We start from the raw sequence: 24,763 nt of genomic DNA on the forward strand, positions 1-24,763 counted from the left end.
TGAGGAAATTTGCTTGCCGCCGATGTAGCGATCCCGCCCCCAAAGGGCAATGTTTTCCGTCCGTTCACCACGGATGAATACGGTTCGGACACCATCCGGACTCAGATCCGGACAATTGAAACCATCTTTTAATAAATCAGGCCAAAGCTCGGTTTCGCGCGGAAACAGCGCCACCCGCTCAGAACGAACGGGAGCACAGCGAGGCCGCATCATGGCTCTGATCGAGACCAACTCTTTTCATGTTCCGGCAGAAGCCGGCCGCGTCTCCGGATTCGTCTCCGAGATCCAGAGCTTCTGGAAACGCTTCTTCGCCACCGCCTTCAACCCGTACCGGCCCGAATTGCACTACATGCGCGGCCCCGGCCCGGCCTGGCGCGCCAAGCACGGCATGGACGCACCGTTCCGCCTGAAGCCCCGCGACCTCTGAGCCCGCCCCTATCGGATTTTTGAAGACGCAGGCTGCTTGCGCGCGAGGCTGATTGCGCGCAACCATGGCCCGGTTCCGACGAGGGCGCCCCCGCTCGCGCCGTCACCTCTCGCCATGGATGAACGCTGATGACGCGCCTGCGCTGTGCAATTCTCGACGACTATTTCAACCTCGCCCTCGACGTCGCCGACTGGCCAAAGCTCTCCGACCGCATCGACGTCACCGTGTTCAGCCACCCATTTGCTTCCGAGCAGGCCGCGGCGAGCGCGCTGGCCGATTTCGAGATCATCTGCGCGATGCGCGAGCGCACGGCATTCCCCAAGGGCCTGTTCGACAAGCTGCCGAAGCTGAAGCTGCTGCTCACGTCTGGCATGCGCAACGCCTCCATCGACATGGAGGCCGCGAAGGCGCGTGGCGTCGCCATCGGCGGCACGCAATATTCGCGCGATCCGACAGCGCCGCTCACCATGGGCCTGATCCTGGAGCTGACCCGCGGCATCGGCCGCGAGAATGCGCGCATGCATGCCGGCGAGCCCTGGCAGACCTTTGCCGGCGTCGAGATCGAAGGACTGACGCTCGGCATCGTCGGGCTCGGCAAGCTCGGCAGCAAGATGGCGGGGATTGCCAAGGCATTCGGCATGAACGTGATCGCCTGGAGCCCGAACCTCACGCCGGAGAAGTGCAAGGAGGCCGGCGTCGGCTACGCCAGCAAGGAGGGGCTGTTCGCCAAGGCTGACATCGTCACCATCCACGTGGTGCTGAGCGAGCGCTCGCGCGGGCTGGTCGGCCGCGCCGATCTCGCGCGGATGAAGCCGACCGCCTTCCTCGTCAACACTGCACGCGGACCGATCGTGGACGAGCAGGCGCTGCTCGAGGCCTTGCAGCAAAGGAGGATCGCAGGTGCAGGCCTGGATGTGTTCTCGGTCGAGCCGCTGCCGGTCGACCATCCCTTCCGCAAGCTCGACAATCTCGTGCTGACGCCGCATCTCGGCTACGCCACTGCGGACGGACTGCGCATCCATTACGGCCAGATGGTCGAGGCAATTGACGCCTTTACCAAAGGCAGCGAGCTGCCGCGGAAGCTGGCCTGAAACGACACTGGCCTGAAACGACGATGGCCTGAAACGACAATGGGCGTGCCAAGGCACGCCCATTGCAATTCGAATGCTCGCGAAGCGCTTAGCGCACGGTGACCGGCGCGGGCAACGGCGGCACCACCGTCGGCTGCGTGCCCGGGACCGGGCCAGCCTGGGCGGCCATCGGAGCTGGACCAGCAGCACCGGGCGCAGCAGCTCCCGGTGTCGGCGCGGCGGAGGCGGTCGCCGTTCCCGGCTGCGGGCCGCCCGGCAGCACCACCACACGGGTGCCGACCTTGACGCGGTCGAACAGGTCGGAGACGTCCTCGTTCAGCATGCCGATACAGCCGGAGGAGACGAACTTGCCGATCGTCGAGGGCTGGTTGGTGCCGTGGATGCGGTAGACGGTCGAGCCGAGATACATCGCGCGAGCGCCGAGCGGATTGCCGGGGCCGCCGGCCATGAAGCGCGGCAGATAGGGCTGGCGCTCGATCATCTCGGTCGGCGGATGCCAATCCGGCCACTCGGCCTTGCGGGTAATCTTCTGCACGCCGGTCCAGGTGAAGCCGTCGCGGCCGACGCGGACGCCGTAGCGGATCGCACGGCCGTTGCCGAGCACGTAGTAGAGGTAGGTGTTGGGCGTATCGACCACGAGCGTGCCAGCCGGCTCCTTGGTCTGGAACGCGACTTCCTGGCGGCGCAGGTTCTGCGGCAACTGCGCCGGCGCAGCATCAGGCTGCTCCTCGGGCGGCAGCGACGCGACCGTCATCGGCCGACCGTCTGCGCCGACGGGCGGCTGCCCGGCCTGGACCGTACCGGTCGCGGCGGGACCACCGACGGCCTCCGGCGGACGCAGGCCGTCATTGGCCGGTGCCTGGCCCTGGGCCGGACGATCGGCATAGATCACCGGGGGCGGACCGGCGGGCCGGCCGTAGCGGGGATCGTCGGGCGACATCACGGGGCCTTGCGGCGCCGCGGCCGAATAGGCCGGAGCGCCGGCCGGACGGCCATAACGCGGATCATCCGGTGACATCACCGGCCCCTGCGGCGGGGCCGCCGAATAGACCGGAGGCGCGCCGGCCGGGCGGCCGTAGCGCGGATCGTCCGCCGGGCCGGGCGCCGGCAGCGAGGTCTGGGGCATCGCGTCGTCGTCTTCGTCCAGCGCGTCGAAATTCGGCGTGCGGTCGCCTGGGCGATATTCAGCCGGGGCGCCATAGCTCGGCGCCTGCTGGACCGGATAGCTCTGAGCCTGCGCGAGCGAGGTTCCCGCCGCAGCGACTGTCGCGGCAGCGCATATCGTCAGAAAATGTTTGATCATCATCGCTCTTGTATAGTCCCCAAAGCCCGACCGGACCGTTAACGGCCAGATGACCGAAGATAGCGGCACATTCAAGACATATCAGGCGTATTTGCGCCGGATTTGCCGATTTGTGATCCGCAAGACTACCGTTGCCCCATTGCATCACGGGGCAGAAATCGCATCGCGCCGTCAATTGCCGGAGTCCTCGGGCCCGAATTTTAGGGAACGGCGGAGAGGCGTTGCGATATGGTCGAATCAGCCTGATTCGTCACCGCTTTGAGCTCCGATCCCGGCGTGGCGAACGCGGCAATCAGTACCGTCACCGCGTTCAGATGGCTCATGGGCCCTGGCCCCAACCCGGGGCGGAAATTCGTAACCCGACCGATGCTTCCCGGCTTTCGCTTCCTGTTTGCCGCGATCCTGCTGTCAACCTCCATCCTGGTGTTCGGCCTAGGCGCCGCCGCGCTGCTCCGGGCGAGCCATGAGCAGTATGCCAGCAACCCCGCCTGGCGGAACGGCCCGCAGGAGCAGGTGTTTGCGCAGGCTCCCGAGCCGGCTCAGCCGGTGCTCGCGGTATTACAGCCGGAGCCGGAAGTGACCGCCGAGCCCACGCCGTCGCTGCGTGACCAGATACCGACCATCGGCTTGCCGGCGAACGGGCCCGAGCAAGCCGCCACGCCGACGACCGAGACCGAAGTTCAGCCTCAGGTCACTGAAGCCGTGTCTGAAGCCCAGGCTCCGACCACCGAACCGGCCACACCCGAGCCGACGACGGAAGCCGCAGCGCCAACGGCCACCGACACGCTCACCCCGGCCGACACCACGGCATCGATTCCCGAGACGCAGCCTGCTGCCGCCGCGACCGCCAGCGAGCCGGCGCCGGCTGATTCCAGTGTTGCCCCTGATGCCAGTGTTGCCCTGGCCTCCTCGGCGCTCGATGCCGCCGCGGCCAAGATGGCCGCGCTGAACGATCCGGCGGCGACGAAGGACACACCGACGAAAGCCAAGGCGGACATCAAGGCGGACAGCAAGGCGACCAAGCGCAAGGCGAAGGCCAAGAAACGGCACCGCGTGGTGCAGCGTCCGCCGCCTCAGCAATTGCAGCAACAGCTCAATCCGTTCGGACAGCAGCAGCCGGCCTTCGCCACAACGACCGCACGCACGCGCTGACGCTCCTTCTTCGCCTCTCCCCGCAAGCGGGGCGAGGGAGTGAACCGTCGCTGCGGCGACGAGGTTACGCCGGCCCGGTCGCGATCGGCGGGCCGCCGGCCTGGCCCCATTCCGACCACGAGCCGTCATAGAGCGCGGTGTCGGTGATGCCGAGGCGATAGAGCGCCAGCGTCAGCACGCCGGCCGAGACGCCCGAGCCGCAACTCGTCACGATCGGCTCGTCTAACTTGACGCCGGCGCCGGTGAAGGCTGCGCGGAGATCGTCGAGCGGCTTCATCGTGCCGGTCGCGGCATCGAACAGGAGATTGTAGGGCACGTTGCGGGCGCCGGGGATGTGGCCGGAGCGGATGCCCGGCCGCGGCTCCGGCGCGCGGCCCTCGAAACGATCGGCGGCGCGTGCGTCGATTACCTGCTCGGCGTGACTTGCGACGTTGGCGATCAGCTGCTGCATGCTGCGCACGCGTTTTGAATCGTAGCTCGCCTTGAACGTCGCGGGCTTCGGCTTCACCTCGCCGCTCTCGACGGGGCGGCCCTCAGCGCGCCACTTCTTCAGGCCGCCATTGAGGATGCGCACATTGCCGTGGCCATAGGACAGGAACATCCACCATGCACGCGGCGCCGCGACCCAGCCGCCGGCATCGTAGATCACGACCGTGTCGGCATTGGAAATGCCGAGATTGCCGATGTCACGGCCGAACTGCTCGGCGCTCGGAAACATGTGCGGCAACGGATTGGAATGATCCGACACCGCATCGACGTCGAAGAACACGGCGCCGGGCAGACGCGCGGCGAGATAGTCGTCCTTCGGCAGCGGCAGCACGCCGGGGAGCTTGAAGCTGGCGTCGAGCACCTTGACGTTGGCCTCGCCAATGTGCGCTGCGAGCCATTCGGTAGAGACGAGGGGGTCGGTGGGGGTGGTCATGCGATGTCTTCCTTGTCATTCCGGGGCGTGCGCAGCACGAGCTCTGATGCGCAATTGCGCATCAGAGAATCCATCGTGCGACAGCGTTGGTGGATGAATGGATTCCGGGCTCGCGACTTCGTCGCGCCCCGGAATGACGGATGAGAGAGTGGTGTGCGCCCTCACCCCTTCTTCTTCGGCTCCCACTGCTCGGTCGGCCCGCCGGCATCGCGCCAGGCGGCGTAGCCGCCGGCGATGTGGGCGACGGGCTTGAGGCCCATGTCCTGCGCGGTCTTGGCGGCGAGCGCGGAGCGCAGGCCGCCGGCGCAGTGGAAGACGAACTTCTTGTCCTCCTGGAAGATCGGTTTCGCGTAGGGGCTCTGCGGATCGATCCAGAATTCGAGCATGCCGCGGGTGCAGGCGAACGCGCCCGGGATGCGGCCCTCGCGCTCGATCTCGCGGGGGTCGCGGATGTCGACGATGACGACGTCACCGTTCTTGGAGATCTCGATGGCGTCCTTGGCGCTGAGCGTCTCGATCTCGGCATTGGCCTCGTCGATCAGCGCCTTGATGCCGCGGGTGATGGTCTGGGCCATATGGTTCTCCCTCTTGTTACGTCGTCACCCCAAGCGATCTGCCGGAGGTGGAGGTCACCTCTCCCGCTTGCGGGAGAGGTCGACGCGCCCCGGGCGATGCGAAGCATCGTCCCGAGCGCGGCGGGTGAGGGCTCTCTCCTCTTGGGGAAGCCTCGCTCGTGGAGAGACCCTCTCCCCAGCCCTCCCCCGCAAGCGGGGGAGGGAGCGCAGTCCCGTCGCCGATCGAGCCGGACTAACTATGCATCAGTGCGTCAATTCCTTCATCGCACCTTCCAGACCTTCGATCGTGATCGGATACATGCGGTTGGCGAAGATGCGTTTGATGATGGTGGTCGATTCCGAATAGTCCCAATGCTTCTGCTGCACCGGGTTCAGCCACACCGCATGCGGATAGGTGCGGATGATGCGATCGAGCCAGACCGAGCCGGGCTCCTCGTTGACGTGCTCGACCGAGCCGCCCGGCACCATGATCTCGTAAGGGCTCATCGAGGCGTCGCCGACGAACACGACCTTGTAGTCGTGCGGGTATTTGTGCAGCACGTCCCAGGTCGGCGTGCGGTCAGTGAAGCGGCGCTTGTTCTGCTTCCACACGCCTTCATAGAGGCAGTTGTGGAAGTAGAAGTATTCCATGTGCTTGAACTCGCTCTTCGCCGCCGAGAACAGCTCCTCGACCTGCTCGATATGCGCGTCCATCGAGCCGCCGATGTCGAAGAACACAAGCAGCTTCACCGCGTTGCGCCGCTCGGGGCGCATGTGCACGTCGAGATAGCCGTGATTGGCGGTCTCGCGGATCGTGGTGTCGAGATCGAGTTCGTCAGGCGCACCGGTGCGCGCGAACTTGCGCAGGCGGCGCAGCGCCACCTTGATGTTGCGGATGCCGAGCTCGACATTGCCGTCCAAGTCCTTGAACTCGCGCTTGTCCCATACCTTCACGGCGCGGTTGTTGCGGTTCTTCTCCTGGCCGATGCGCACGCCTTCAGGGTTGTAGCCGTGCGCGCCGAACGGCGAGGTGCCGGCGGTGCCGATCCACTTCGAGCCGCCCTGGTGCCGGCCCTTCTGCTCCTCGAGCCGCTTCTTCAACGTCTCCATGAGCTTGTCCCAGCCCATGGCCTCGATCTGCTTCTTCTCTTCCTCGGTGAGGTATTTCTCGGCGAGCTTCTTCAGCCACTCCTCGGGGATCTCCGCCTTCTCCATGGCATCGAGCAGGCTTTCCAGCCCCTTGAACACCGTGCTGAAGACGCGATCGAACTTGTCGAGGTTGCGCTCGTCCTTCACCAGCGAGGCGCGCGACAGATAGTAGAAATTCTCGACCGTGTAGTCCGCGAGGTCAGCGTCGAGCGCCTCCATCAGCGTGAGGTATTCGCGCAGCGTCACAGGGACCTGCGCGTCGCGCAGAGAGGTGAAGAATTGCAGGAACATGGATGACAGATTGCCCGTCGGGTGGCGAACGTCAAGGGGCGGAGGCCACTGCTCCGCGCTGGACCGGGAGGCTTTTTGCTCTAGAATTGGTGGCCATACGGGGCTGTTTTGGGGGACGTTTGCAATGGGAATTGTCGCAGCGCTCATCATCGGCGCAATCGCCGGCTGGCTGGCGGGCAAGATTGTCCACGGGGCGGGATTTGGGCTGATCGGCAACATGGTCGTCGGCATCATCGGCGCGCTGGTGGCGAGTTGGGTGCTGCCGCAGCTGCATATCGCGCTCGCCACCGGCACGGTCGGCGCCATCGTGGACGCCACAATCGGCGCGGTGATTGTGCTGGTCATCCTTTCGCTGATAAGACGGGTCTGAAAGCCTGACCGAACCAGGAACGGCCGCCACGCGCGGCCGTTCCCTTGTCGCGACCGGGGCCTGCGCCTCACGCCGACGATACCCAAGGACACGCAATGAAATTTACGGGCACCAAGGACTATGTTGCGACCGACGATCTCAAGGTCGCCGTCAACGCCTCGATCGTGCTGGAGCGCCCGCTCCTGGTGAAGGGCGAGCCGGGCACCGGCAAGACCGTGCTGGCCGAGGAAGTGGCGAAGGCGCTGAACGCGCCGCTTTTGACTTGGCACATCAAGTCCACCACCAAGGCGCAGCAGGGCCTCTACGAATACGACGCGGTGTCGCGCCTGCGCGACAGCCAGCTCGGCGATGCCCGCGTCTCCGACATCAAGAACTACATCAAGCGCGGCAAGCTCTGGGAAGCCTTCACCAGCGAGCAGCGCCCGGTGCTGCTGATCGACGAGATCGACAAGGCCGACATCGAGTTTCCGAACGACCTGCTGCTCGAGCTCGACCGCATGGAATTCCATGTCTACGAGACCGGCGAGACGATCAAGGCCAAGCAGCGCCCGATCATGATGATCACCTCCAACAACGAGAAGGAGCTTCCGGACGCTTTCCTGCGCCGCTGCTTCTTCCACTACATCAAGTTCCCCGATGCCGACACCATGGGCCGCATCGTCGACGTCCACTTCCCCGGCATCAAGAAGCGCCTGGTCGAGGAGGCGCTGCGCATCTTCTTCGAAGTGCGCGAGGTGCCGGGCCTGAAGAAGAAGCCGTCGACGTCGGAGCTTTTGGATTGGCTCAAGCTGCTGCTCAACGAGGACATGAGCGTCGAGCAACTGCGCGAGCGCGACCCGCGCAAACTGATCCCGCCCCTGCACGGCGCCTTGCTCAAGAACGAGCAGGACGTGCACCTGTTCGAGCGGCTGGCGTTTTTGAGCCGAAGGGAGGTGTAGACCTCGCTGCCGACCACACTCTCGGTGTCGTCCTGGCGAAAGCCAGGACCCATACCGCGTGATCTATCGATTGCGGATAGTCGGCGTACCGAACGACCAGTCTTCGTCAAACCGCTCCCTGGGTAATGGGTCCTGGCTTTCGCCAGGACGCCGTCGCAGAAGCATTCGCGTTCTCTCCCCTTCGTCATTGCGAGCGTAGCGACTTGTCCGCCGAAGCCTTGGCGTAGGCGGAAGCAATCCAGAATCCCTCCGCGGAACGATTCTGGATTGCTTCGTCGCAAGGGCTCCTCGCAATGACGGAGCGAGGGGCAACGGCGTCGTTCTCCACTTCACATCTGCGTTGCAGACACGGCTTCGCATCCTCGCGGCGCATTTCGCCCGAGCTTTGCTCTCTCCATCGCCCCCAAAGAAAGAGGGCGCAGGGAAGGCCGGGTGCCGGCTGGCACCCACGGTCCGCTGTGCGAAGGCACACGCAGAAAAACTGCACAGCGGCATACAGGTGAAGCCGAACACACGGCCTTCCCTGCGCAGTGGTCGGACGGCTTATGCCGCGCTCTCCCGGGAGCCGAGTTCCTTCTGGCCTCCCTCACCCCAGCGAAAGTCGCCGGCATCGCGCCGGTTGACGCCAATGCCGCATCCGCCAAGGCTTGACCGTAGCAACGACGGCCAGGACCACACGGTTTTGCCGTACGCACGGTTCGCTATGCGCCGCAGTTTTTCCAACCCTGTCGACGGAGCCGGAAACTTGCTGGCGAGACGAACCTGACAGCGCCGCTCGTCCGCACGAAAGCCTCGGGCTCACGGAGAGCAATCCGCCCTACCCGCACATCTCGTGCACGACGCTGCCGCGTCCACCGCAACCCGGCCCGCGTTTCGAACGACCTCGCGAACCGCCCCTCTTCCTCGGGGCCGGGCTGTTTCGACTTATGCCGCAATTCCGAATTTCGGTAAAGTGGAATATTCTTATGCGGAGGGGTTGACGAACGAGCGACACAGCAAAATTCGTAGGGTGGGTTAGCGTCAGCGTAACCCACCTCTTTCGTTTCCACACTGACAGAAATGGTGGGTTACGCCAGCGGACTGCGCTTTGCGCAGCCGCCCGCTAACCCACCCTACGCTGCTGTGCCCACCGCAGTCTCCGGAATCCTTGCCGCTTCCATCGGCTGCTTGCCGCGGATCAGGTCCGAGGCGCGGTCGGCGATCATCATGGTGGACGCATTCAGGTTCGCCGAGATCATGCGGGGCATGACGGAGGCGTCGATGACGCGGAGGCCCTCCAACCCGTGGACGCGGAGCTGGTCATCGACGACGGCCCACGTGCTCTCCGCCGGGCCCATCCGGCAGGTGCAGCCGGGGTGGAAGGTTGTGGTGCCGCGCTGGGTGGCGGCGTGCAAAAATTCGTCGTCGGTGTTGACGTTCGGGCCGGGGAAATCCTCGTAGGCGTAGTAGGGCGACAACGGCGCGGACTTCAAAAGGCGCCGTGCGAGCTTCATGCCGCCGACGATGACGCGGCGGTCGAGCTCGGCATCGAGATAGTTGGTCTGGATGATCGGCGGCGCGAACGGATCATTGGAGCGGATGCGGACATAACCGCGGCTCTCCGGGCGCTGCTGCCAGGAGGCCACCGTCATGCCGGGCTCGTCCTCGAGCTGGCCCTGCACGCCTTCCTTGTAGCTCGCCGGCGTGAAGGTGAGCTGGAGATCGGAGCTCTCCGCGCTCTCGCCGGAGTGCCAGAAGCAATAGACCATGGTCGGCGACAGCGAGAGCAGGCCGCGGCGCGCGGTCGCCCATTTCAGTGCCTCGATCCACAGAGAGAAGCCGCGGCGAAGCTCGTTGATGGTCTTGATGTCCTTCACCCGCGCCACCGTGCGCGGCGCGTAATGGTCCTGCAGGCCCTCGCCGACCGGCAGCGCGTGGCGCACCTGGATGCCGTGGGCCTGCAACAGATCGGGCGAGCCGACGCCGGAGAGCTGCAAGAGCTGCGGCGAATTATAGGTGCCGCCAGACAGGATCACTTCCTTGTTGGCGCGCACCTCGACGGGATGACCGCCGCGGCCGCCCTTCATGTAGCGCACGCCGACGGCGCGCTTGCCCTCGAAGATGATCTCGGTCGCATGCGCGTGGGTGTGCACATGGACGTTGGGGCGCTTCATCGCGGGCCTGAGGAAGGCGGTGGCGCCGGAGACGCGCAGGCCGTTGTTGATGGTGCGCTGGCAGTAGGAGACGCCTTCCTGGGTCTTGCCGTTGTAATCGGGGTTGCGGGGGATGCCGAGCGAGACCGCGCCTTCCATGAAGGCCTCGCAGAGCGGATCGCGCCACTCCATCGTGGTGACGGTGAGGCTGCCCTCGCGGCCGCGATAGAGCGCCTCGCCCTCGCCGACGCGCTTCTCCAGCCGACGGAAATAGGGCAGCACGTCGGCATAGCCCCAGCCGCGATTGCCCATCTGCGCCCAGGTGTCGAAATCCATGCGCTGGCCGCGATTGTAGATGTGGCCGTTGATCGAGGACGAGCCGCCGAGCGTCTTGCCGCGCGGCGCATAGATGCTGCGGCCGCCGGTCCAGGGCCCCGGCTCCTGCTGGTAGGCCCAGTTGATGCTCTTCATGTGGAAGGTCTTGATGAAGCCCGCCGGCAGGTGGATGTAGGGATGCCAGTCGGAAGGGCCTGCCTCCAGCACGCAGACGCTCGTGTTGGGGTCTTCGCTGAGCCGGCTGGCGAGCACGCAACCGGCAGAGCCCGCGCCGACGATCACATAATCAAATCTGTCCATGGTGGCAGCGTCCTTGGCGCGCAATGAGTCTCAATTGAATCGGTGCCGGAAGCGGGCGCTCTTCACCTCTCCCCATGGGAGAGGTGACTGAGCAAACAGCAAATCTGGAGCACATTATAGCTAGCGCGGCTTGTCGTTGAGTTGAAATTCGAGATGCGCCTGTACCGTCGGCCATTCGGCGGCGGTGATGCTGTAGACCACGGTGTCGCGCAGCGTGCCGTTCGGCCCGACCTGGTGGCTGCGCAGGATGCCGTCCTGCTTGGCGCCGAGGCGCTCGATGGCGCGGCGGCTCTGGTGGTTGAAGAAATGCGTGCGGAACTCGACCGCGATGCAGTTCAGGGTTTCGAAGGCGTGCCGCAGCAGCAGGAGCTTGCACTGCGTGTTGAGCGGGCCGCGCTGCGCGCTCTTGCCGTACCAGGTTGAGCCGATCTCGACGCGGCGGTTGGCGGCATCGATGTTCATGTAGGTGGTCATGCCGACGATCCTGCCGCCGGCATCGAACACGGTGAACGGCAGCATCGAGCCTGCGGCCTGAAGGCCGAGGCGACGGTCGATCTCCTTGCCCATGTTCTCCGGCAGTGGGATCGCCGTGTACCAGAGTTTCGACAGCTCGCCGTCCTTGACGGCCTCGACCAGCCCCTCCCGATGCTGATGCGACAGCGGCTCGAGACGGGCGTGCTGTCCGCGCAGGGTGATGGGGTCGGGCCAGGGCATTGAAAGTCTCTCCTTGTGTCATTGCGAGCGAAGCGAAGCAATCCAGAGTCTTACGGCGGAGGCAGCCTGGATTGCTTCGTCGCCAGGGCAAAATTGCTTCGCAATTTTGTCGCGGGCTCCTCGCAATGACGACTTGTCTCACTTGTTCAAGAAATTCAACGGCAAACCGCTGCGCGGCCAGTCCATGGCGATCAGCTCGCCCTTGCCCGACAGGGTGATGTAGGCGGTCTTCAGCTCGGGGCCGCCGAAGGCAATGTTGGTGGTGACGCGGTCGCCGGTCGGCACCTGTTCCACCAGCGTGCCGTCGGGCGCGATCACCGAGATGCAGCCGGAGACGAGGGTGGCGACGCAGACATTGCCGTTGGCCTCCACCGCGAGCGAGTCGAACATCTGGTAGCCGCCGAGGCCGCAGATCGGCTTGCCCCGCTCGCCGCGATAGATCACCTCGCGCGGCTTCAGCGTGCCCGGCGCGGAGAGCTCATAGGCCCAGAGCCGGCCCGTCGGCGTCTCTGCGATATAGACCGTGTTCTCGTCCGGCGAGAGCCCGATGCCGTTCGCGGGCAGCACGCCATGCACGATCTCGACGATCTCTTTCATGCCGGGCTTGAGATAGTATATGCCGCCAACGTCCATTTCGCGCGCGCGGCGTTTGCCGAGGTCGGAGAACCAGAGGCCGCCCTGCTTGTCGAACACCAGATCATTGGGGCCGCGCAGATCGTGCTCGCCGCATTTGGTCACGACGGTCTCGACCTTGCCGGATTGCAGATCGACGCGCTGGATCGAGCCGCCGCGGTAATCGTCCGGTTGCGGGCCCGGCATGATCATCTTGCCGGCCGGAAGCCAGGAGAAGCCGCCATTGTTGCAGATGTAGATCTTGCCGTCGGGCCCGAGCGCGGCGCCATTGGGGCCACCCGGCACCTTCGCGACGATCTCCTTGCGGCCGTCGGGATGAACGCGGGTCAGGCGCTGGCCGCGGATCTCCACCAGCACGACCGAACCGTCCGGCATCACGACCGGCCCTTCTGGAAATTCGAGGTCGGTGGCGAGAACGCGGACGTTGGACATGTTGGGACCCTCCCGGCTGCTTGTTATGACTTGCACGGGATGTCCGGCACGGGCCCACACGCAAGATTTGCCTGCGGTTATGACAAAGTCGCCGGGGCTTGCCAAGCAAGCGGGACGGTATGCCAGCGTTGCGGAAGCCCCCTACTCCCTCACCGGCATCCAGATCTCGAAGCCGCCATTTCCGGTTGCTGGATCGAACTTCTCGTCATAGCGCTCGAAGTTCGGTGCGTCCGCGGCTTTGAGGCCGGAGGCCGGCAGCCACTGATTCCAGATCGTGTTGACCGTGCGGCGGATCGAGGCGACGTGATCGGTGTGGGTAAAGACGGCGTAGCGCTGCTCGGGGATGCGGATGCGGCCGAAGCGACGCGGCAGGTCCGAGAAATCGGCGACCTCGACGCCGGCGATGTAGTCGAAATTGCCGGCATCATCGCCATTGCAGCAAACGCCGTAGGCGACGTTACCGACGCGGGCGGGAATGTCGGCGACCTCCTGGTGAAAGCGGTGCCATAGACCGGGGATCATGGCGCCATTGTCGCAGGAGATGCGCTCGGCGGGACCGGCGACCAGGAAGGCCTTTGCGGTTTCGAAACGCGGCGGGGCAAGATGGTCGAGCATGGTGGAGTCCATGAGGATCGGCTCCTGAAGCTTGAGGTGGCTGGCGCATGTCGCGGCCCGCACTGCTTCGGGCGTGGTGCCGAACTGGTCGCGGAACGCGCGGGTGAATGCTTCGTGCGAGCCGTAATCCGCCTCCAGCGCCAGTGACAGGATGTCAGGCGCACCGTTCGCAAGACTGCGCGCGGCTTCCGTCAGCCGCCGCGCGCGCACGTAGCGCATCACCGGAAGACCGGTGGCTGCGGCAAACGCGCGCACGATGTGGAACCGCGACACGCCTGAGATCGCTGCGATCTCGTCAAGCGTCATCGGCTCGGCCAGATGGCTCTCTATATACCAGAGCGCGCGCTGGGCTGGGTTCACGGTGGTCGTCCTCGTTCGAAGCGCGGTCATGATGCGCAGCAATGCCGCCGGCCCGCTTGATCGGCATTGCGGTCCTGGCACGAGGATAGCCGGGCAACGGCTACTGGCAACATCCGGGCATCCGTGGCTACACTCCCGGGGTCGCTGAAACCGCTCACCAGAAAGCACGGAGGAACCGCGTCATGGAAATTACAGATGTGCGGGCGCACCATATCCGCATCCCCTATGACGCCGGTGTCGCCAGCTTTCGCCAGGGCGCTTCCGCAATTACCGCGCTCGACATGGTGCTGGTCGAGGTCAGGACCGATGCCGGGCTGACCGGCTGGGGCGATGCCTTCGCCTATGTCTGCCCCCGCACCACGCGCAGCGCCGTCGAGGAGATGATCGCGCCGCAGGCGCGTGGGCTGAAGGTACCTGATGCGGCCGGCATCCCAGGGGTCATGGAGCAGATCCAGCGCAATCTGCATCTGTTCGGCCGCTACGGCATCACCATGTTCGCGATCTCTGGACTCGACATCGCGCTGTGGGACCTTGCCGCCAAGGTGGAGGGCGTGCCCGTGCATCGCCTGCTCGGCGAGACCAGGCGCACGGCCATTCCCGCTTACGCGAGCCTGCTGCGGATCGGCTCGCCCGACAACATCGCCGCCGAATGCAGGAAGGCGCTCGCGCTCGGCTATGGCGCCATCAAGCTGCACGAGACCACGACACCTGCGGTGTTCGCTGCACGCGAGGCGATCGGGCCAACCATTCCGCTGATGGTCGACATGAACTGTCCTCTCACCGCCGAGCAGGCGATCGCGTTTGCGAAGACATGTGCGGACGCGAAACCGATGTTCCTGGAGGAGCCGGTCTGGCCGCCGGAGGATTTTTCTGCGCTCGCCGACGTCCGCAGCACGGGCGGGCTCGACATTGCCGCCGGCGAGAATGCTTGCACGGAATATCAATTTCGCCAGATGATGAATGCGGGCGCGGTGAGCCATGCCCAGCCCTCAGTGATCAAGATCGGCGGCATCACGGAGTTCCTGAAGGTCGCGGCGCTGGCCGATCAGTTCGGCGTCAAGATCGTGCCGCACTCTCCCTATTTCGGTCCGGGCCTGCTGGCGACGCTGCATCTGTTGGCACTGCGCGAGGACGGGCTCGTCGAGATGTTCTATTTGAAACGCGAGGCCTGCCTCTGGGGCGGCCGCGCCGATGTCGATGCGACCGGCCATGTCGCAGTGCCGAATGACCCTGGACTTGGCTACGAGCCCGATCGCGGCGTGATGGAGCGATATCGCGTCGCGTGATCGCCGCGCTTATTTCGCAGCGTCCTTCGCCGCCGCCGGCGCGTCCTGCTTCTTCTTCGCATCGTCGGCCGGCTTCGCTTGCGCGGCCTGGAGATCGGCGAGCGTCTTCTGCAAGCCGGCGAGACTCGTCTTCAGCGTGTCGATCTGGCGATTGGCCGCGTCCAGCTTCTGCTGATGATCGAGCGTGAGCTTGGTGATAGTCTTCTGCAGGAAGTCGACATTGCTCTGGAGGCAGCTCGTGCGCCGCTCCATGGTCTTCTCGACGGTGCAGATCTCGATGCCGGGCACGTCCTGCGCGCGGAGCGATAGCGGCGCCAGCGCTGCGAGCAGCAACATTGCGAAACAGACGCCGGCGCTTCGGATCAGCATGAAAGGTTCCTCGTCAATCGATCACATCAATGTGCGCTTTTTGCGCGCAAGCGCGTGAGGCTACCACACTCGTACCGCATTCTCGCGTGAGCTTGCGCCTGTTCCCTGGGACGGGGAACGATGATCGGCACGCGGAAAGAAGTGGGCGTTCTTTCCGCGGCTTTGTTTAGGGGAGATTTTTGGAATGGCAACGCGGGATAGACGTCTGGCGGAATTCGATGGCACCGGAGAACCACCACCCGGCCTTGCGGTCGAAGTGTTGTGCGAGGACCACAGCGGAACGTATCAGCTGCCGTTCGCCTGCCGTTATGTGGAGGGACGCTGGCGCAACCACGAGGCCGGCATCGCGGTCGAAGCCACCGTCATCGGCTGGCGTCTGCCGCGCGTGAAGCAGCGCGGCGCCGCCTGACGGCGATCTGTGTTTCAAAATGCGACGGAGCCGCGCTTCCGCTTTAACCTTCGGAACGCGGCCCGAACAAATCACGTCCGAATCGGCCGTAGGGCTTCGTACGCATCTGTTCACGGCTAGATGTCGCCAGCCGGCCGCCCGCGCGCACAATATCTGCGCAGCGCCGGATTGGATTTGGGCCGCGTATTGGCGGCAAAAGTTAACCGCATCAAGGGCATGGCGGGGGCACGCCATGTGCCTGCCGGGCGACGGCTCCAGCCCTCGAAACGCGCAGGACAGCGCGAGACCTGCCTAATATTCCACCTCGAGCTCCTCGATCTCGGCCGGCTCTTCCCGCGCCGCCGCGATCCATTCCTGCATCTCGGTCATCGCCATAATGGTGTCGGCATAGGCCTTCAGCGGCGGCGCAAGCTTGACGTCATAGGTGACGAAGCGCGTCACCACCGGGGCGTACATCGCATCCGCCATGGTGCGCCGCTCGCCGAACAGGAACGGGCCGCCCGATTTCTCCAGGCAGTCGCGCCAGATCAACCAGACACGGTCAATGTCGGCCTGCGCGCGCGACCAGATCTTGAAGCCGGGAAAGTGTCCCTTCAGGTTGACCGGCAGCGAGGCGCGCAGCGTGGTGAAGCCGGAATGGATTTCGCCCGAGATCGAGCGGCAATGCGCGCGCTGAATGCGGTCATCAGGCAGCAGCCCGGCGTCCGGCATCACCTCGTTGAGATATTCGGCGATCGCCAGCGTATCCCAGACCACGGCGCCCTCGTGCCGCAGGCACGGCACCAGGATCGAGGACGACAGCAGCAGGATTTCGGCGCGCGCCGAGGGATCATCCGGCGCTGTGACGATCTCCTCGAAATCGAGCCCGGAAAATTTCGTCAGCAGCCAGCCACGCAGCGACCAGGACGAGTAGTTCTTGCTGCTGATGGTCAGTGTCGCCTTCGCCATTTGGCCCTTCCCTGCGTCTGATCTCGACACCCGCTCGCCCCGCGGGCGTGCCCATGAGCTGTGCTTCCCGCAAGATGAGGAGCAAGCGATGTGCCAGTTTCGAGGGCGGTCCGCTCCCGTCTGGCTTCGATATTGCATAATCGCCGGGGACAAGTGGGCGTTTCAGTATGATGTCGATGTATTATCAGGCCTTCCAGAACCATATGGACCTGACCGCGCCATGGCGGGCGGGGGCCTCGTCCGCGCTCAAATTCCTCAACCTAGTACCGCAGGGCGTCTCGCATCAGGTGGTCGGCCGGCTCTCGGCAGCGCTTGAACTGATCTCGCGCTCCACCCTCACCTATGATCGTCCCGCCTACGGCATCGAGAGCGTGATGGTGGGCAACCGGGAAATCGCCATCACCGAGGAGATCGCCTACGCGACGCCGTTCGGCTCGCTGCTGCACTTTCGCAAGGACGGCGTGGGCGAGCAGCCGCGCATGCTGCTGGTGGCGCCGATGTCGGGCCATTTCGCAACACTGCTGCGCGGGACCGTGAAGACGCTGCTCCAGGACCACGACGTCTACATCACCGACTGGCACAATCCGCGGGACATTCCCCGCAGCGAGGGCCGCTTCGGGCTCGACGACTACACCGAGCATCTCATCGATTTCCTCGGACAGCTCGGCCCGCGCCCGCACATGGTGGCGATCTGCCAGCCATCGGTCTCCGCGCTCGCGGCCGCCGCGATCATGTGCGAGGACAACCACCCCTCGCGGCCGGCGACGCTGACGCTGATGGCCGGGCCGATCGACACCCGCATCCAGCCGACCAAGGTCAACGACTTCGCCAAGAGCAAACCGATCGAATGGTTCGAGCGCAACCTGATCAACTACGTGCCGATGCAGTGCCGCGGCGCCTTGCGCAAAGTCTATCCCGGCTTCGTGCAGCTCACCGCCTTCGTCTCGATGAATCTCGAGCGCCACATCAAGCAGCATCTCGACCTCGCCAACCACATCGCCAAGGGCGAGAAGGACAAGGCCGCCAGCATCAAGACCTTCTACGATGAATATTTCGCGGTGATGGACCTGCCGGCGGAGTTCTACATCGAGACCGTGCGCGACGTGTTCCAGGAGCACCTGTTGCCGCAGGGTCGGCTGATGCATCGGGGACGCCCGGTGAACACCAAGGCCGTCAGCCGCATGGGGCTGATGACGGTCGAGGGCGAGAAGGACGACATCTGCTCGATCGGCCAGACCCTCGCCGCACAGGACCTCTGCACGGGCGTGCGCGCCTATCGCCGCGTCCATCACATGCAGGCCGGCGTCGGCCATTACGGCGTGTTCTCGGGCAAGCGCTGGAACAACGAGATTTATCCGCTGCTGCGGGATTTCGTGCACGTCAATTCATGACCATCATTGCCTGGCCCCCAAGGCGCCAGCCGGGTCACGGCACGTGCTCTAATGCTCTTGCTTGAGCAGCTCTTTCGCTTCTGTGATTTCGGGAAGATTTCGCTCCACATCGAATTCGGCGAGCACAGGAACGAGCAGTTCGGATGCCGCGCCCGCTCGACCATTCCTCTTGTGCAGACGCGCAAGTCCAAGGGCGCTGCGCAGCTCGAAAGTCTTCGCCTGCTGGCCTCGTGCGATGTCCAGCGCTCGCGTGAGGGCATTCTCGGCACCGGAATCGTCGGGAGGGTCACGGCGCAACAAAAGCTCGCCGTGGACGCGGTGCAGCTCGGCATCGAGCCAACACTGACCGGATTGTTCCACCCATGCAATCAGCTCATTCAAGATTTCGAGCCCGGTTTCGACTTGGCCCACCTCTGCGTCCGCCATGGCGACATGCATTCCCCAAAACGGTTCACAGAGGTAACAGTCATTCTCGTGCAGCAAGGTCCAGCCGCGACGCATTTCTGCCAATCCGGCCATTCGCTCGCCAGCACGCCACTTGGCGAGGCCATTCAGGTAGGTGCCGGCGGCCACATAGAGCGGCATCGTGTGGTCGCGCGCGAGACCGAGCGCCAGGATCGTCTCTGTTTGCTGCAACAAGCCCCCGCACAGTCCGTCGAACACAGCGCGATGAACAAGCGCATTGGCCTGGGAAAGCGCCCGTTGTTCTCCGGAAGCGCGCACCGCTTCGGCGGCGAGCTGGCGTGCGCGGCCGATGCTGCCCAGCGGCCAGAGTACCAAGGCAAGAAACCTCTCGATCACGAACGGAAGATCCAGCGCCGAAGCCCTGAACATCGCCGGATCCGGCTCGGCACCATAGATATCCAGTGCTTGCTCGAGATGCCCCCGCGCATTCAAGTAATCACCGCCGAACCAGCAGGTAACCCCGCCCGTCCAATGGGCAACGATGGCGGCCACCGGTGAGTTCGGCCGTCGTTCAGCGGCGCTCATGATGGCATCCGCCAGCTCCCGCATCGGAGCGAGCTCGCCGTGTGTCAGGCAAGCATTGAAGAGGCCCGAATGGACCGGCGCAAGTTCAACGGGATCATTGATGTCGGCAGCGAACTGTCGGGCGCGCGTCCATGCGGCGACCGTTTCGGGGGCGCTGTGCCCGAGGCTGCCCCGCAATGCACGGCCATATGCGATTTGAAGATGCAGCCTGCTCATCACCCGGCGGGGCTCATCGGGCAGTTGATCCGCCGTCGCAACCGCCTTGCCGAGATGCGCGATCGCCTCGGAATAGGCCGAGCGTTTTAGCGCCTGCTGGCCCGCCTTGCGCCACCATTCGAGCGCGACCTCGCTCAGCCCCGCCTCGGTGAAGTGATGCGCCAGAACTTCCGGCTCAGTCTCGGCCACGATCGGAAACTTCTCGCGCAGGACATCACCGATGCGCTTGTGAAGCAGCTGCCGTTTGCTCCTGAGCAGGCCCTCATAGGCTGCTTCCTGAACGAGAGCGTGCCTGAAGCTGTAGTTTGCTTCGGGCGGAGCCCCGTGACGCACCAGCAGTTCCGCCTCTTCGAGCTGCGCTAGCGCGGCGGTCAGCGTCAGATCATCGCGTCCTGCCACATATCTCAGCAGCGCATATGAAAAGTCGCGGCCGATCGCGGCGCCGATTTGCGCCACCTCCTTGACTGGAGCCAGCCGGTCGAGCCGCGCCATCAGCGAATCCTGCAGGGTCGCGGGAATAGCGAGCGGCGGGAGCGGACTATCGAGGCGATAACGCCCGGCGTCTTCGACGAGCAATCCGGATTCCAGCACCATCTTGGTGAGTTCCTCGACAAAAAGCGGGACGCCATCCGTCTTGTCGATGATCTGCTTCATCATCTCCCGTGGCAGCTGGCGGCCGACGGTCACCTGCTCGACCAGCGCACGCGTGTCCTGCGGGTCTAGTCGGTCGAGCCGCAACAGACTGACGTTGGCAAGGCCCGACCATGAGGGCTCGAACTCTGGCCGGGATGTCGTGAGCACGAGTATCGGCAGTCCCCTGATCCGATCAACCGCAAGATCGAGCAGTTCAAGTGTCGTGGCATCGGCCCAATGCATATCCTCGCAGATGATCAACAGCGGCTGCTCGCGCGCCAGCCCCTCAAGCTGATCGAGCAGGGCGGCAAATGTCTGTCGCCGCTGCTGCGCCGGGCTTAAGCCAAGCGGCGGACAATGTTCGCCGGTCGGAATCGAAAGGAGGGCTGCAATCAGCGGTGTCGCTCGGGCGACCTGCTGCGTTCCAAGCGCCAGCATGGCCTCGAGCTTGTCGAGCTTTTGCCCGGGCGTGTCGTCCGAGCGGATGCCGGCGGCGCGCTCGAGCTGCGCGACAAAGGGATGAAGCGCACTGTTGGTGTGGTAGGGCGAACACTGATATCGCACCCGGCGGTGCGTCCCCAACGCGGGGCTTTCCGACAGCGTTGCGACCATGCGCGACTTGCCGATGCCCGCTTCGCCCGAAATCAGGACCATCTGGCCTCGGCCCTGCCATGCCAGTTGCTGGCGTGAGAGCGCGAATTCGATCTCCTGCTTGCGGCCGACAAAGCCGATCGAGCGCGCAGCACGAACCGCCTCGAAGCGACTCTCCGATGCGGTCGTTCCCTCGACCGCCCAGACCGCAATGGGTTCGGCTATCCCCTTGACCTCGCGGCGGCCGAGATTACGAAGCGCGAAGAGATCGCCCAGCAGCCGGCGCGTCGACGAGGCAACGACGACCGCTCCCGGCTCCGCCAGGCTCTGGAGCCGGGCAGCGAGGTTCGGTGTATCGCCGATCGTTCCATGCTCCTCTGACGCATCTCCGCTGACGAGGTCGCCGACCACAACAAGTCCGGTCGCGATTGCGATCCGCAGTTCGACCCTTTCGTCCGCGCCTGTTTTGAGTTGCCCGACCGCAGAGATGATGTCGAGGCCCGCTCGCACTGCCCGCTCCGCATCATCCTCGTGGGCGCGAGGATAGCCGAAATAGACGAGTATTCCGTCACCAACGAACCTGGCTATCCTGCCGTCGTAAGCAGCGATGACGCTCGCGCAGGCGGCGCGGTAGGCGCGGATCACTTCCCACATATCCTCGGGATCGAGCCGCGCCGAGAGCGCAGTCGAACCGACCAGATCGCAAAACATAACGGTGAGATGACGCCGCTCGGCGTCTTGAGGAGGAGCGGGCGATGCGATCAGCGCGGCTGGATCGAGGTCGGCAATAGCACGGAGCATTTTGCGGCGATGGCCGAGCAGCACTCCGAGCTTCTCGAAATCGTCATCCATCAGTTCGGGAAGGACACCCATGTCGATCCCATTTTGGACAAAACGCTCTGCGTATTGCCCAAGCCCCAGCTTCTCGAGCCACTCCGCAATCTGCATTGGCTCCACCGATCGTGTGGTTGGCGGTTAGCAGAATTTTGGACCACGGCACGCAGGGACAATATCCCAACGCCACCATGATGACACGTCTTGTTTGTTGCGCGACAAGTTAGGCTGCGCAGGACCGATACGCGTCCAAGCAGGAAAGTCGTTCGATGCGAACGTTTGCGCTACTAAAAATCGTCTGCACGTAGCGTCGAACGACAGAGGTTGCGATCGTCAATGACTCCTTCAGATCTGAAGCCGAATCCGGCACCCGGGCTTTTGCCCACGCCAAGATGCCCGGCATGCGCTTTTTCCGTGAGGACAGTCGTCTTCACTCCTTGTCCATGGTCACTTCGTAGCTGCGCGCCATCGCTCCTGCCGCAACTTGAAGCGAAGAACCGACGATCCAACAGGCCGCAACAAAGACAATCAGGCCATCGGGAAGGCTTTGATCAAGGACAAGGATGCTGACGGACAGAGCTGCTGCAATCGCCGCGCTGAACGTCCCGGCCGCACTCATGATCTCAACCGCCTCGGACCCATTGTATTGCTCCGAGGTGCTCGAAATCGACTTCCGAGCGAACGTACGAGACAAATCAATTCCAATATAGAAGCTGACAGCTCCGTAGATCATCATGAGCAGCACGATCCAGCCGCTTTCAAACAGTCCGCCTTTCTGACGTAACACGGTCGCACCCACATAGAGGCCGCAAGTGGCCCCAACGGCTGCGAGCCCAATTCTTTCAAGAAGATGGGCCGCCTTGATAAGGCTCGAACGGGCGATCCGATAATTGCCGGCGTGTCTTGTCGGCGAAAATGCACTGGAAACTTCGTTGCTGATCTTCATTGGGGGCTCCTTGGTAAGTAGCAGCCTACCGGCCGACCCCGAACAGAAGCTGCGTAAACACGTTTCGCGATGCCCTGATTCCAATTTTTGAAAAGATCTGTGCTGAGTGTTGGGACTGGCTTGCTCGTGACCAAGACGAGAGCCAATCCAAAGCTGCGAGCATCCGGCTTCGCAGGCATTGCATCTCACCCGTGTCTGTCAGTTAGCTCCGGGTGTGGCAATTTCTTGCGGGAGTAATAGCTCGAAAAGAAACTGATGGAATATGAGACGGTTCACATGCCGCAGTTCCCTGTCGCTCCATCCAGTCACGATTTCAGGAGCCTGTATCATCGCGCACTCGGCAGCAGGAGCAGGAGCTGAAAGGTGCCCTCGATCAGGCCAACCATTCCTCGCCCCAGACCTGGACGACGTGGCCAGGCGACAATTCGCGATATTGCCGGCGAGGCGGCTGGTAGTCCGGCGCGCGCACCGGGCTTCTGATCTCGTCGTTGGAAGCCTCGCGCCTGGTGCCGCGGCGCGATGGATCGGGCACCGGCACGGCAGCCATCAGCTTCTTCGTGTAGGGATGCTGCGGATTGCCGAACACTGCCGCGCGCGGACCGATCTCGACGATCTCGCCGAGATACATCACCGCGACGCGGTGGCTCATGCGCTCGACCACCGCGATGTCGTGGGAAATGAAGAGATAGGCAAGGCCCATGCTGGCCTGAAGGTCGAGCATCAGGTTCACGACCTGCGCCTTGACCGAGACGTCGAGCGCCGAGACCGCCTCGTCCGCGACGATCAGCTTCGGCCCCAGCGCAAGCGCACGCGCGATGCAGATGCGCTGGCGCTGGCCGCCGGAGAATTCATGCGGGAAGCGCGCGGCCATGTCGGCAGTCAGGCCGACGCGCACGAGCAGATCGGCGACCTTGTCGCGCGCCTGCGACGCCGACGCGAGCCCGTTGGCGAGCAATGGAGCCGCGATCGCCGTTCCCACCGACATGCGCGGATTGAGGCTCGCGAACGGATCCTGGAACACGATCTGCATGTGCTTGCGGAAATCGCGTAAAGCTCGGCCGTTCATGGTGAGCACGTCCTGGCCGTCAATCAGGACGGTGCCACTGTCCGGCTCGAGCAGCCTGAGAATCGAGCGGCCTGTCGTCGACTTGCCGCAACCGGATTCGCCGACCAGCGCCAGCGTCTCGCCGGCGCGCAGGGTGAAGGAGATGTTCTCGACCGCGTGGACACGGCCCGAGACCTTTCCGAACAGGCCCGAGCGGATCGGAAAGCGCGTGGTGAGATTGGCGACTTCGAGCAACGGACGCTCGGCGGTCGAGACCGTGTCGGGCGTCTCCATCGGCTGATCCGAGGTGCCCGTGACCTTGTCGACGATGGGAAAACGCATCGGCCGCTCACGTCCGTCCATCGAGCCGAGGCGCGGCACGGCGGCGAGCAGTGCGCGGGTGTAGGGATGCGACGGAGCGGCGAAGATGCGCGACGTCGCGTCGGTTTCGACCGCCTGCCCGCCATACATCACCACGGTACGATCAGCGATCTCGGCGACCACGCCCATGTCGTGGGTGATGAAGAGGATCGACATCCCCTCCTCCTGCTGAAGCTCCTTCAGCAGTTCCAGGATCTGGGCCTGGATGGTGACGTCGAGCGCGGTGGTCGGCTCGTCCGCGATCAAAAGCTTCGGCTTGCAGGCCAGCGCCATCGCGATCATCACGCGCTGACGCATGCCGCCGGAGAAGCGATGCGGATGCTCGTGGAAGCGCGATGTCGCCGCGGGAATGCGGACGCGATCGAGCAGGCGGATGGTCTCGGCCTCCGCCGCCGCGCGCGACAGGCCGCGATGCTGGATCAAGGCCTCGGCGATCTGGAAGCCGATGGTGAGCACCGGATTGAGGCTCGTCATCGGCTCCTGGAAGATCATCGCGACGTCGTTGCCGCGAATGTCCTTCATGCCCGCTTCGGGCAGCGCGAGGAGATCGCGGCCGGCCAGCATGATGCGGCCCTCGACGCGACCAATCTCCTGCGGAATGAGCCGCATGATCGAGAGCGCGGTGACGCTCTTGCCCGAACCGGACTCGCCAACGATCGCGACGGTTTCCTTGGGGGCGATCTCGAACGACACGTTGCGGACGACGGGAATCCACTGCCGCTCGAGCATGAAGGACGTGGTGAGGCCGGCAACCGACAGCACCGGCGCCTGCGCTTCGGCAACGAGTTGATCAGGTGCGTTTGCGGTGCTCATGCGAAGCACCAGGAGCTTTGCGAGATGAGACTGGATCGTGCCGCAAGGAAGGTGCGCTCCCTCCCCCGCTTGCGGGGGAGGGCTGGGGAGAGGGTGCTTCCACAATGAAAGACCCCCAAGAGGAGAGACCCCTCACCCGGCGCTTCGCGCCGACCTCTCCCGCAAGCGGGAGAGGTAAACTGAGCTCGTGGC

At 64.3% G+C, this 24,763-nt stretch carries 21 protein-coding genes; 8 read left to right on the top strand and 13 right to left on the bottom strand.

Annotation, left to right across the window (positions count from 1 at the left end; all coding sequences use genetic code 11):
- The first annotated feature begins 211 nt into the window (after positions 1–211).
- Both XH85_RS38520 and XH85_RS38525 read left to right on the top strand, forming a co-directional pair.
- Positions 212–427 (top strand): hypothetical protein, encoded by a 216-nt coding sequence (locus XH85_RS38520; RefSeq protein WP_128936099.1) that lies wholly within the window; start codon positions 212–214, stop codon positions 425–427.
- A gap of 128 nt (positions 428–555) precedes the next feature.
- Positions 556–1,518 carry a D-2-hydroxyacid dehydrogenase family protein gene (locus XH85_RS38525; RefSeq protein ID WP_128936100.1) on the top strand — a complete coding sequence of 321 codons (963 nt, stop codon included), beginning with the start codon at positions 556–558 and terminating at the stop codon, positions 1,516–1,518.
- Positions 1,519–1,606: 88 nt separating this feature from the next.
- On the opposite strand, the gene XH85_RS38530 is transcribed toward XH85_RS38525, so the two are convergent.
- Complete coding sequence (locus XH85_RS38530) at positions 1,607–2,821, bottom strand: L,D-transpeptidase family protein (protein WP_164940590.1); 1,215 nt, start codon at positions 2,819–2,821, stop codon at positions 1,607–1,609.
- A 276-nt stretch (positions 2,822–3,097) separates the two neighbouring features.
- Between XH85_RS38530 and XH85_RS38535 the strand changes: the two genes are divergently transcribed.
- Positions 3,098–3,973, top strand: a complete 876-nt coding sequence (locus XH85_RS38535; protein WP_420837859.1) for a hypothetical protein — start codon at positions 3,098–3,100, stop codon at positions 3,971–3,973.
- 64 nt (positions 3,974–4,037) lie between these two features.
- Here XH85_RS38535 and sseA read toward each other — a convergent pair whose 3' ends face one another.
- From sseA to XH85_RS38550, 3 genes are all read right to left on the bottom strand, one after another.
- Entirely contained in the window at positions 4,038–4,895 is an 858-nt protein-coding gene (sseA, locus tag XH85_RS38540) for a 3-mercaptopyruvate sulfurtransferase (RefSeq protein ID WP_128936102.1), read from the bottom strand.
- A 161-nt stretch (positions 4,896–5,056) separates the two neighbouring features.
- Positions 5,057–5,470, bottom strand: coding sequence for a rhodanese-like domain-containing protein (locus XH85_RS38545; RefSeq protein WP_128936103.1), 414 nt, complete (start codon positions 5,468–5,470; stop codon positions 5,057–5,059).
- 243 nt (positions 5,471–5,713) lie between these two features.
- Positions 5,714–6,889 (bottom strand): vWA domain-containing protein, encoded by a 1,176-nt coding sequence (locus XH85_RS38550; RefSeq protein ID WP_128936104.1) that lies wholly within the window; start codon positions 6,887–6,889, stop codon positions 5,714–5,716.
- 124 nt (positions 6,890–7,013) lie between these two features.
- Between XH85_RS38550 and XH85_RS38555 the strand changes: the two genes are divergently transcribed.
- Together XH85_RS38555 and XH85_RS38560 are read left to right on the top strand one after the other, a co-directional pair.
- The gene (locus XH85_RS38555) at positions 7,014–7,259 is read left to right on the top strand and encodes a GlsB/YeaQ/YmgE family stress response membrane protein (RefSeq protein ID WP_091879455.1); all 246 of its coding nucleotides are present in this window, start codon (positions 7,014–7,016) and stop codon (positions 7,257–7,259) included.
- A gap of 95 nt (positions 7,260–7,354) precedes the next feature.
- Positions 7,355–8,197 carry an AAA family ATPase gene (locus XH85_RS38560; RefSeq protein ID WP_128936105.1) on the top strand — a complete coding sequence of 281 codons (843 nt, stop codon included), beginning with the start codon at positions 7,355–7,357 and terminating at the stop codon, positions 8,195–8,197.
- A gap of 1,112 nt (positions 8,198–9,309) precedes the next feature.
- On the opposite strand, the gene XH85_RS38575 is transcribed toward XH85_RS38560, so the two are convergent.
- The 4 genes from XH85_RS38575 to XH85_RS38590 form a co-directional block, all read right to left on the bottom strand.
- A complete protein-coding gene (locus XH85_RS38575; protein ID WP_128936106.1) occupies positions 9,310–10,965 on the bottom strand; it encodes a GMC family oxidoreductase in 1,656 nt (551 codons plus the stop codon).
- A 120-nt stretch (positions 10,966–11,085) separates the two neighbouring features.
- Positions 11,086–11,679, bottom strand: coding sequence for a GNAT family N-acetyltransferase (locus tag XH85_RS38580; RefSeq protein ID WP_128936107.1), 594 nt, complete (start codon positions 11,677–11,679; stop codon positions 11,086–11,088).
- Positions 11,680–11,817: 138 nt separating this feature from the next.
- Positions 11,818–12,744, bottom strand: coding sequence for an SMP-30/gluconolactonase/LRE family protein (locus XH85_RS38585; RefSeq protein WP_128936108.1), 927 nt, complete (start codon positions 12,742–12,744; stop codon positions 11,818–11,820).
- A gap of 141 nt (positions 12,745–12,885) precedes the next feature.
- Complete coding sequence (locus XH85_RS38590) at positions 12,886–13,719, bottom strand: AraC family transcriptional regulator (protein WP_164934340.1); 834 nt, start codon at positions 13,717–13,719, stop codon at positions 12,886–12,888.
- A 182-nt stretch (positions 13,720–13,901) separates the two neighbouring features.
- Between XH85_RS38590 and XH85_RS38595 the strand changes: the two genes are divergently transcribed.
- Positions 13,902–15,005, top strand: coding sequence for a mandelate racemase/muconate lactonizing enzyme family protein (locus XH85_RS38595; protein WP_128936110.1), 1,104 nt, complete (start codon positions 13,902–13,904; stop codon positions 15,003–15,005).
- A gap of 9 nt (positions 15,006–15,014) precedes the next feature.
- On the opposite strand, the gene XH85_RS38600 is transcribed toward XH85_RS38595, so the two are convergent.
- Positions 15,015–15,374 carry a hypothetical protein gene (locus XH85_RS38600; RefSeq protein WP_128936111.1) on the bottom strand — a complete coding sequence of 120 codons (360 nt, stop codon included), beginning with the start codon at positions 15,372–15,374 and terminating at the stop codon, positions 15,015–15,017.
- Positions 15,375–15,558: 184 nt separating this feature from the next.
- Between XH85_RS38600 and XH85_RS38605 the strand changes: the two genes are divergently transcribed.
- On the top strand, positions 15,559–15,783 hold the full coding sequence (locus tag XH85_RS38605) for a hypothetical protein (protein ID WP_091879473.1): 225 nt from the start codon (positions 15,559–15,561) through the stop codon (positions 15,781–15,783).
- 291 nt (positions 15,784–16,074) lie between these two features.
- Here XH85_RS38605 and XH85_RS38610 read toward each other — a convergent pair whose 3' ends face one another.
- Positions 16,075–16,731, bottom strand: coding sequence for a glutathione S-transferase family protein (locus tag XH85_RS38610; protein ID WP_128936112.1), 657 nt, complete (start codon positions 16,729–16,731; stop codon positions 16,075–16,077).
- Positions 16,732–16,898: 167 nt separating this feature from the next.
- On the opposite strand from XH85_RS38610, the gene XH85_RS38615 reads away from it, so the two are divergent.
- Positions 16,899–18,122, top strand: coding sequence for a polyhydroxyalkanoate depolymerase (locus XH85_RS38615; protein WP_128936113.1), 1,224 nt, complete (start codon positions 16,899–16,901; stop codon positions 18,120–18,122).
- 48 nt (positions 18,123–18,170) lie between these two features.
- On the opposite strand, the gene XH85_RS38620 is transcribed toward XH85_RS38615, so the two are convergent.
- The 3 genes from XH85_RS38620 to XH85_RS38630 all read right to left on the bottom strand — a co-directional run bounded on the left by XH85_RS38620 (position 18,171) and on the right by XH85_RS38630 (position 24,571).
- Positions 18,171–21,500 carry an adenylate/guanylate cyclase domain-containing protein gene (locus XH85_RS38620; RefSeq protein WP_164940451.1) on the bottom strand — a complete coding sequence of 1,110 codons (3,330 nt, stop codon included), beginning with the start codon at positions 21,498–21,500 and terminating at the stop codon, positions 18,171–18,173.
- A 316-nt stretch (positions 21,501–21,816) separates the two neighbouring features.
- The gene (locus XH85_RS38625; protein WP_128936115.1) at positions 21,817–22,332 is read right to left on the bottom strand and encodes a hypothetical protein; all 516 of its coding nucleotides are present in this window, start codon (positions 22,330–22,332) and stop codon (positions 21,817–21,819) included.
- Between the two features lie 373 nt (positions 22,333–22,705).
- Entirely contained in the window at positions 22,706–24,571 is a 1,866-nt protein-coding gene (locus XH85_RS38630; protein WP_128936116.1) for an ABC transporter ATP-binding protein, read from the bottom strand.
- Positions 24,572–24,763: the final 192 nt, after the last annotated feature.

It is taken from the genome of Bradyrhizobium zhanjiangense (assembly GCF_004114935.1).
Lineage (GTDB): Bacteria > Pseudomonadota > Alphaproteobacteria > Rhizobiales > Xanthobacteraceae > Bradyrhizobium > Bradyrhizobium zhanjiangense.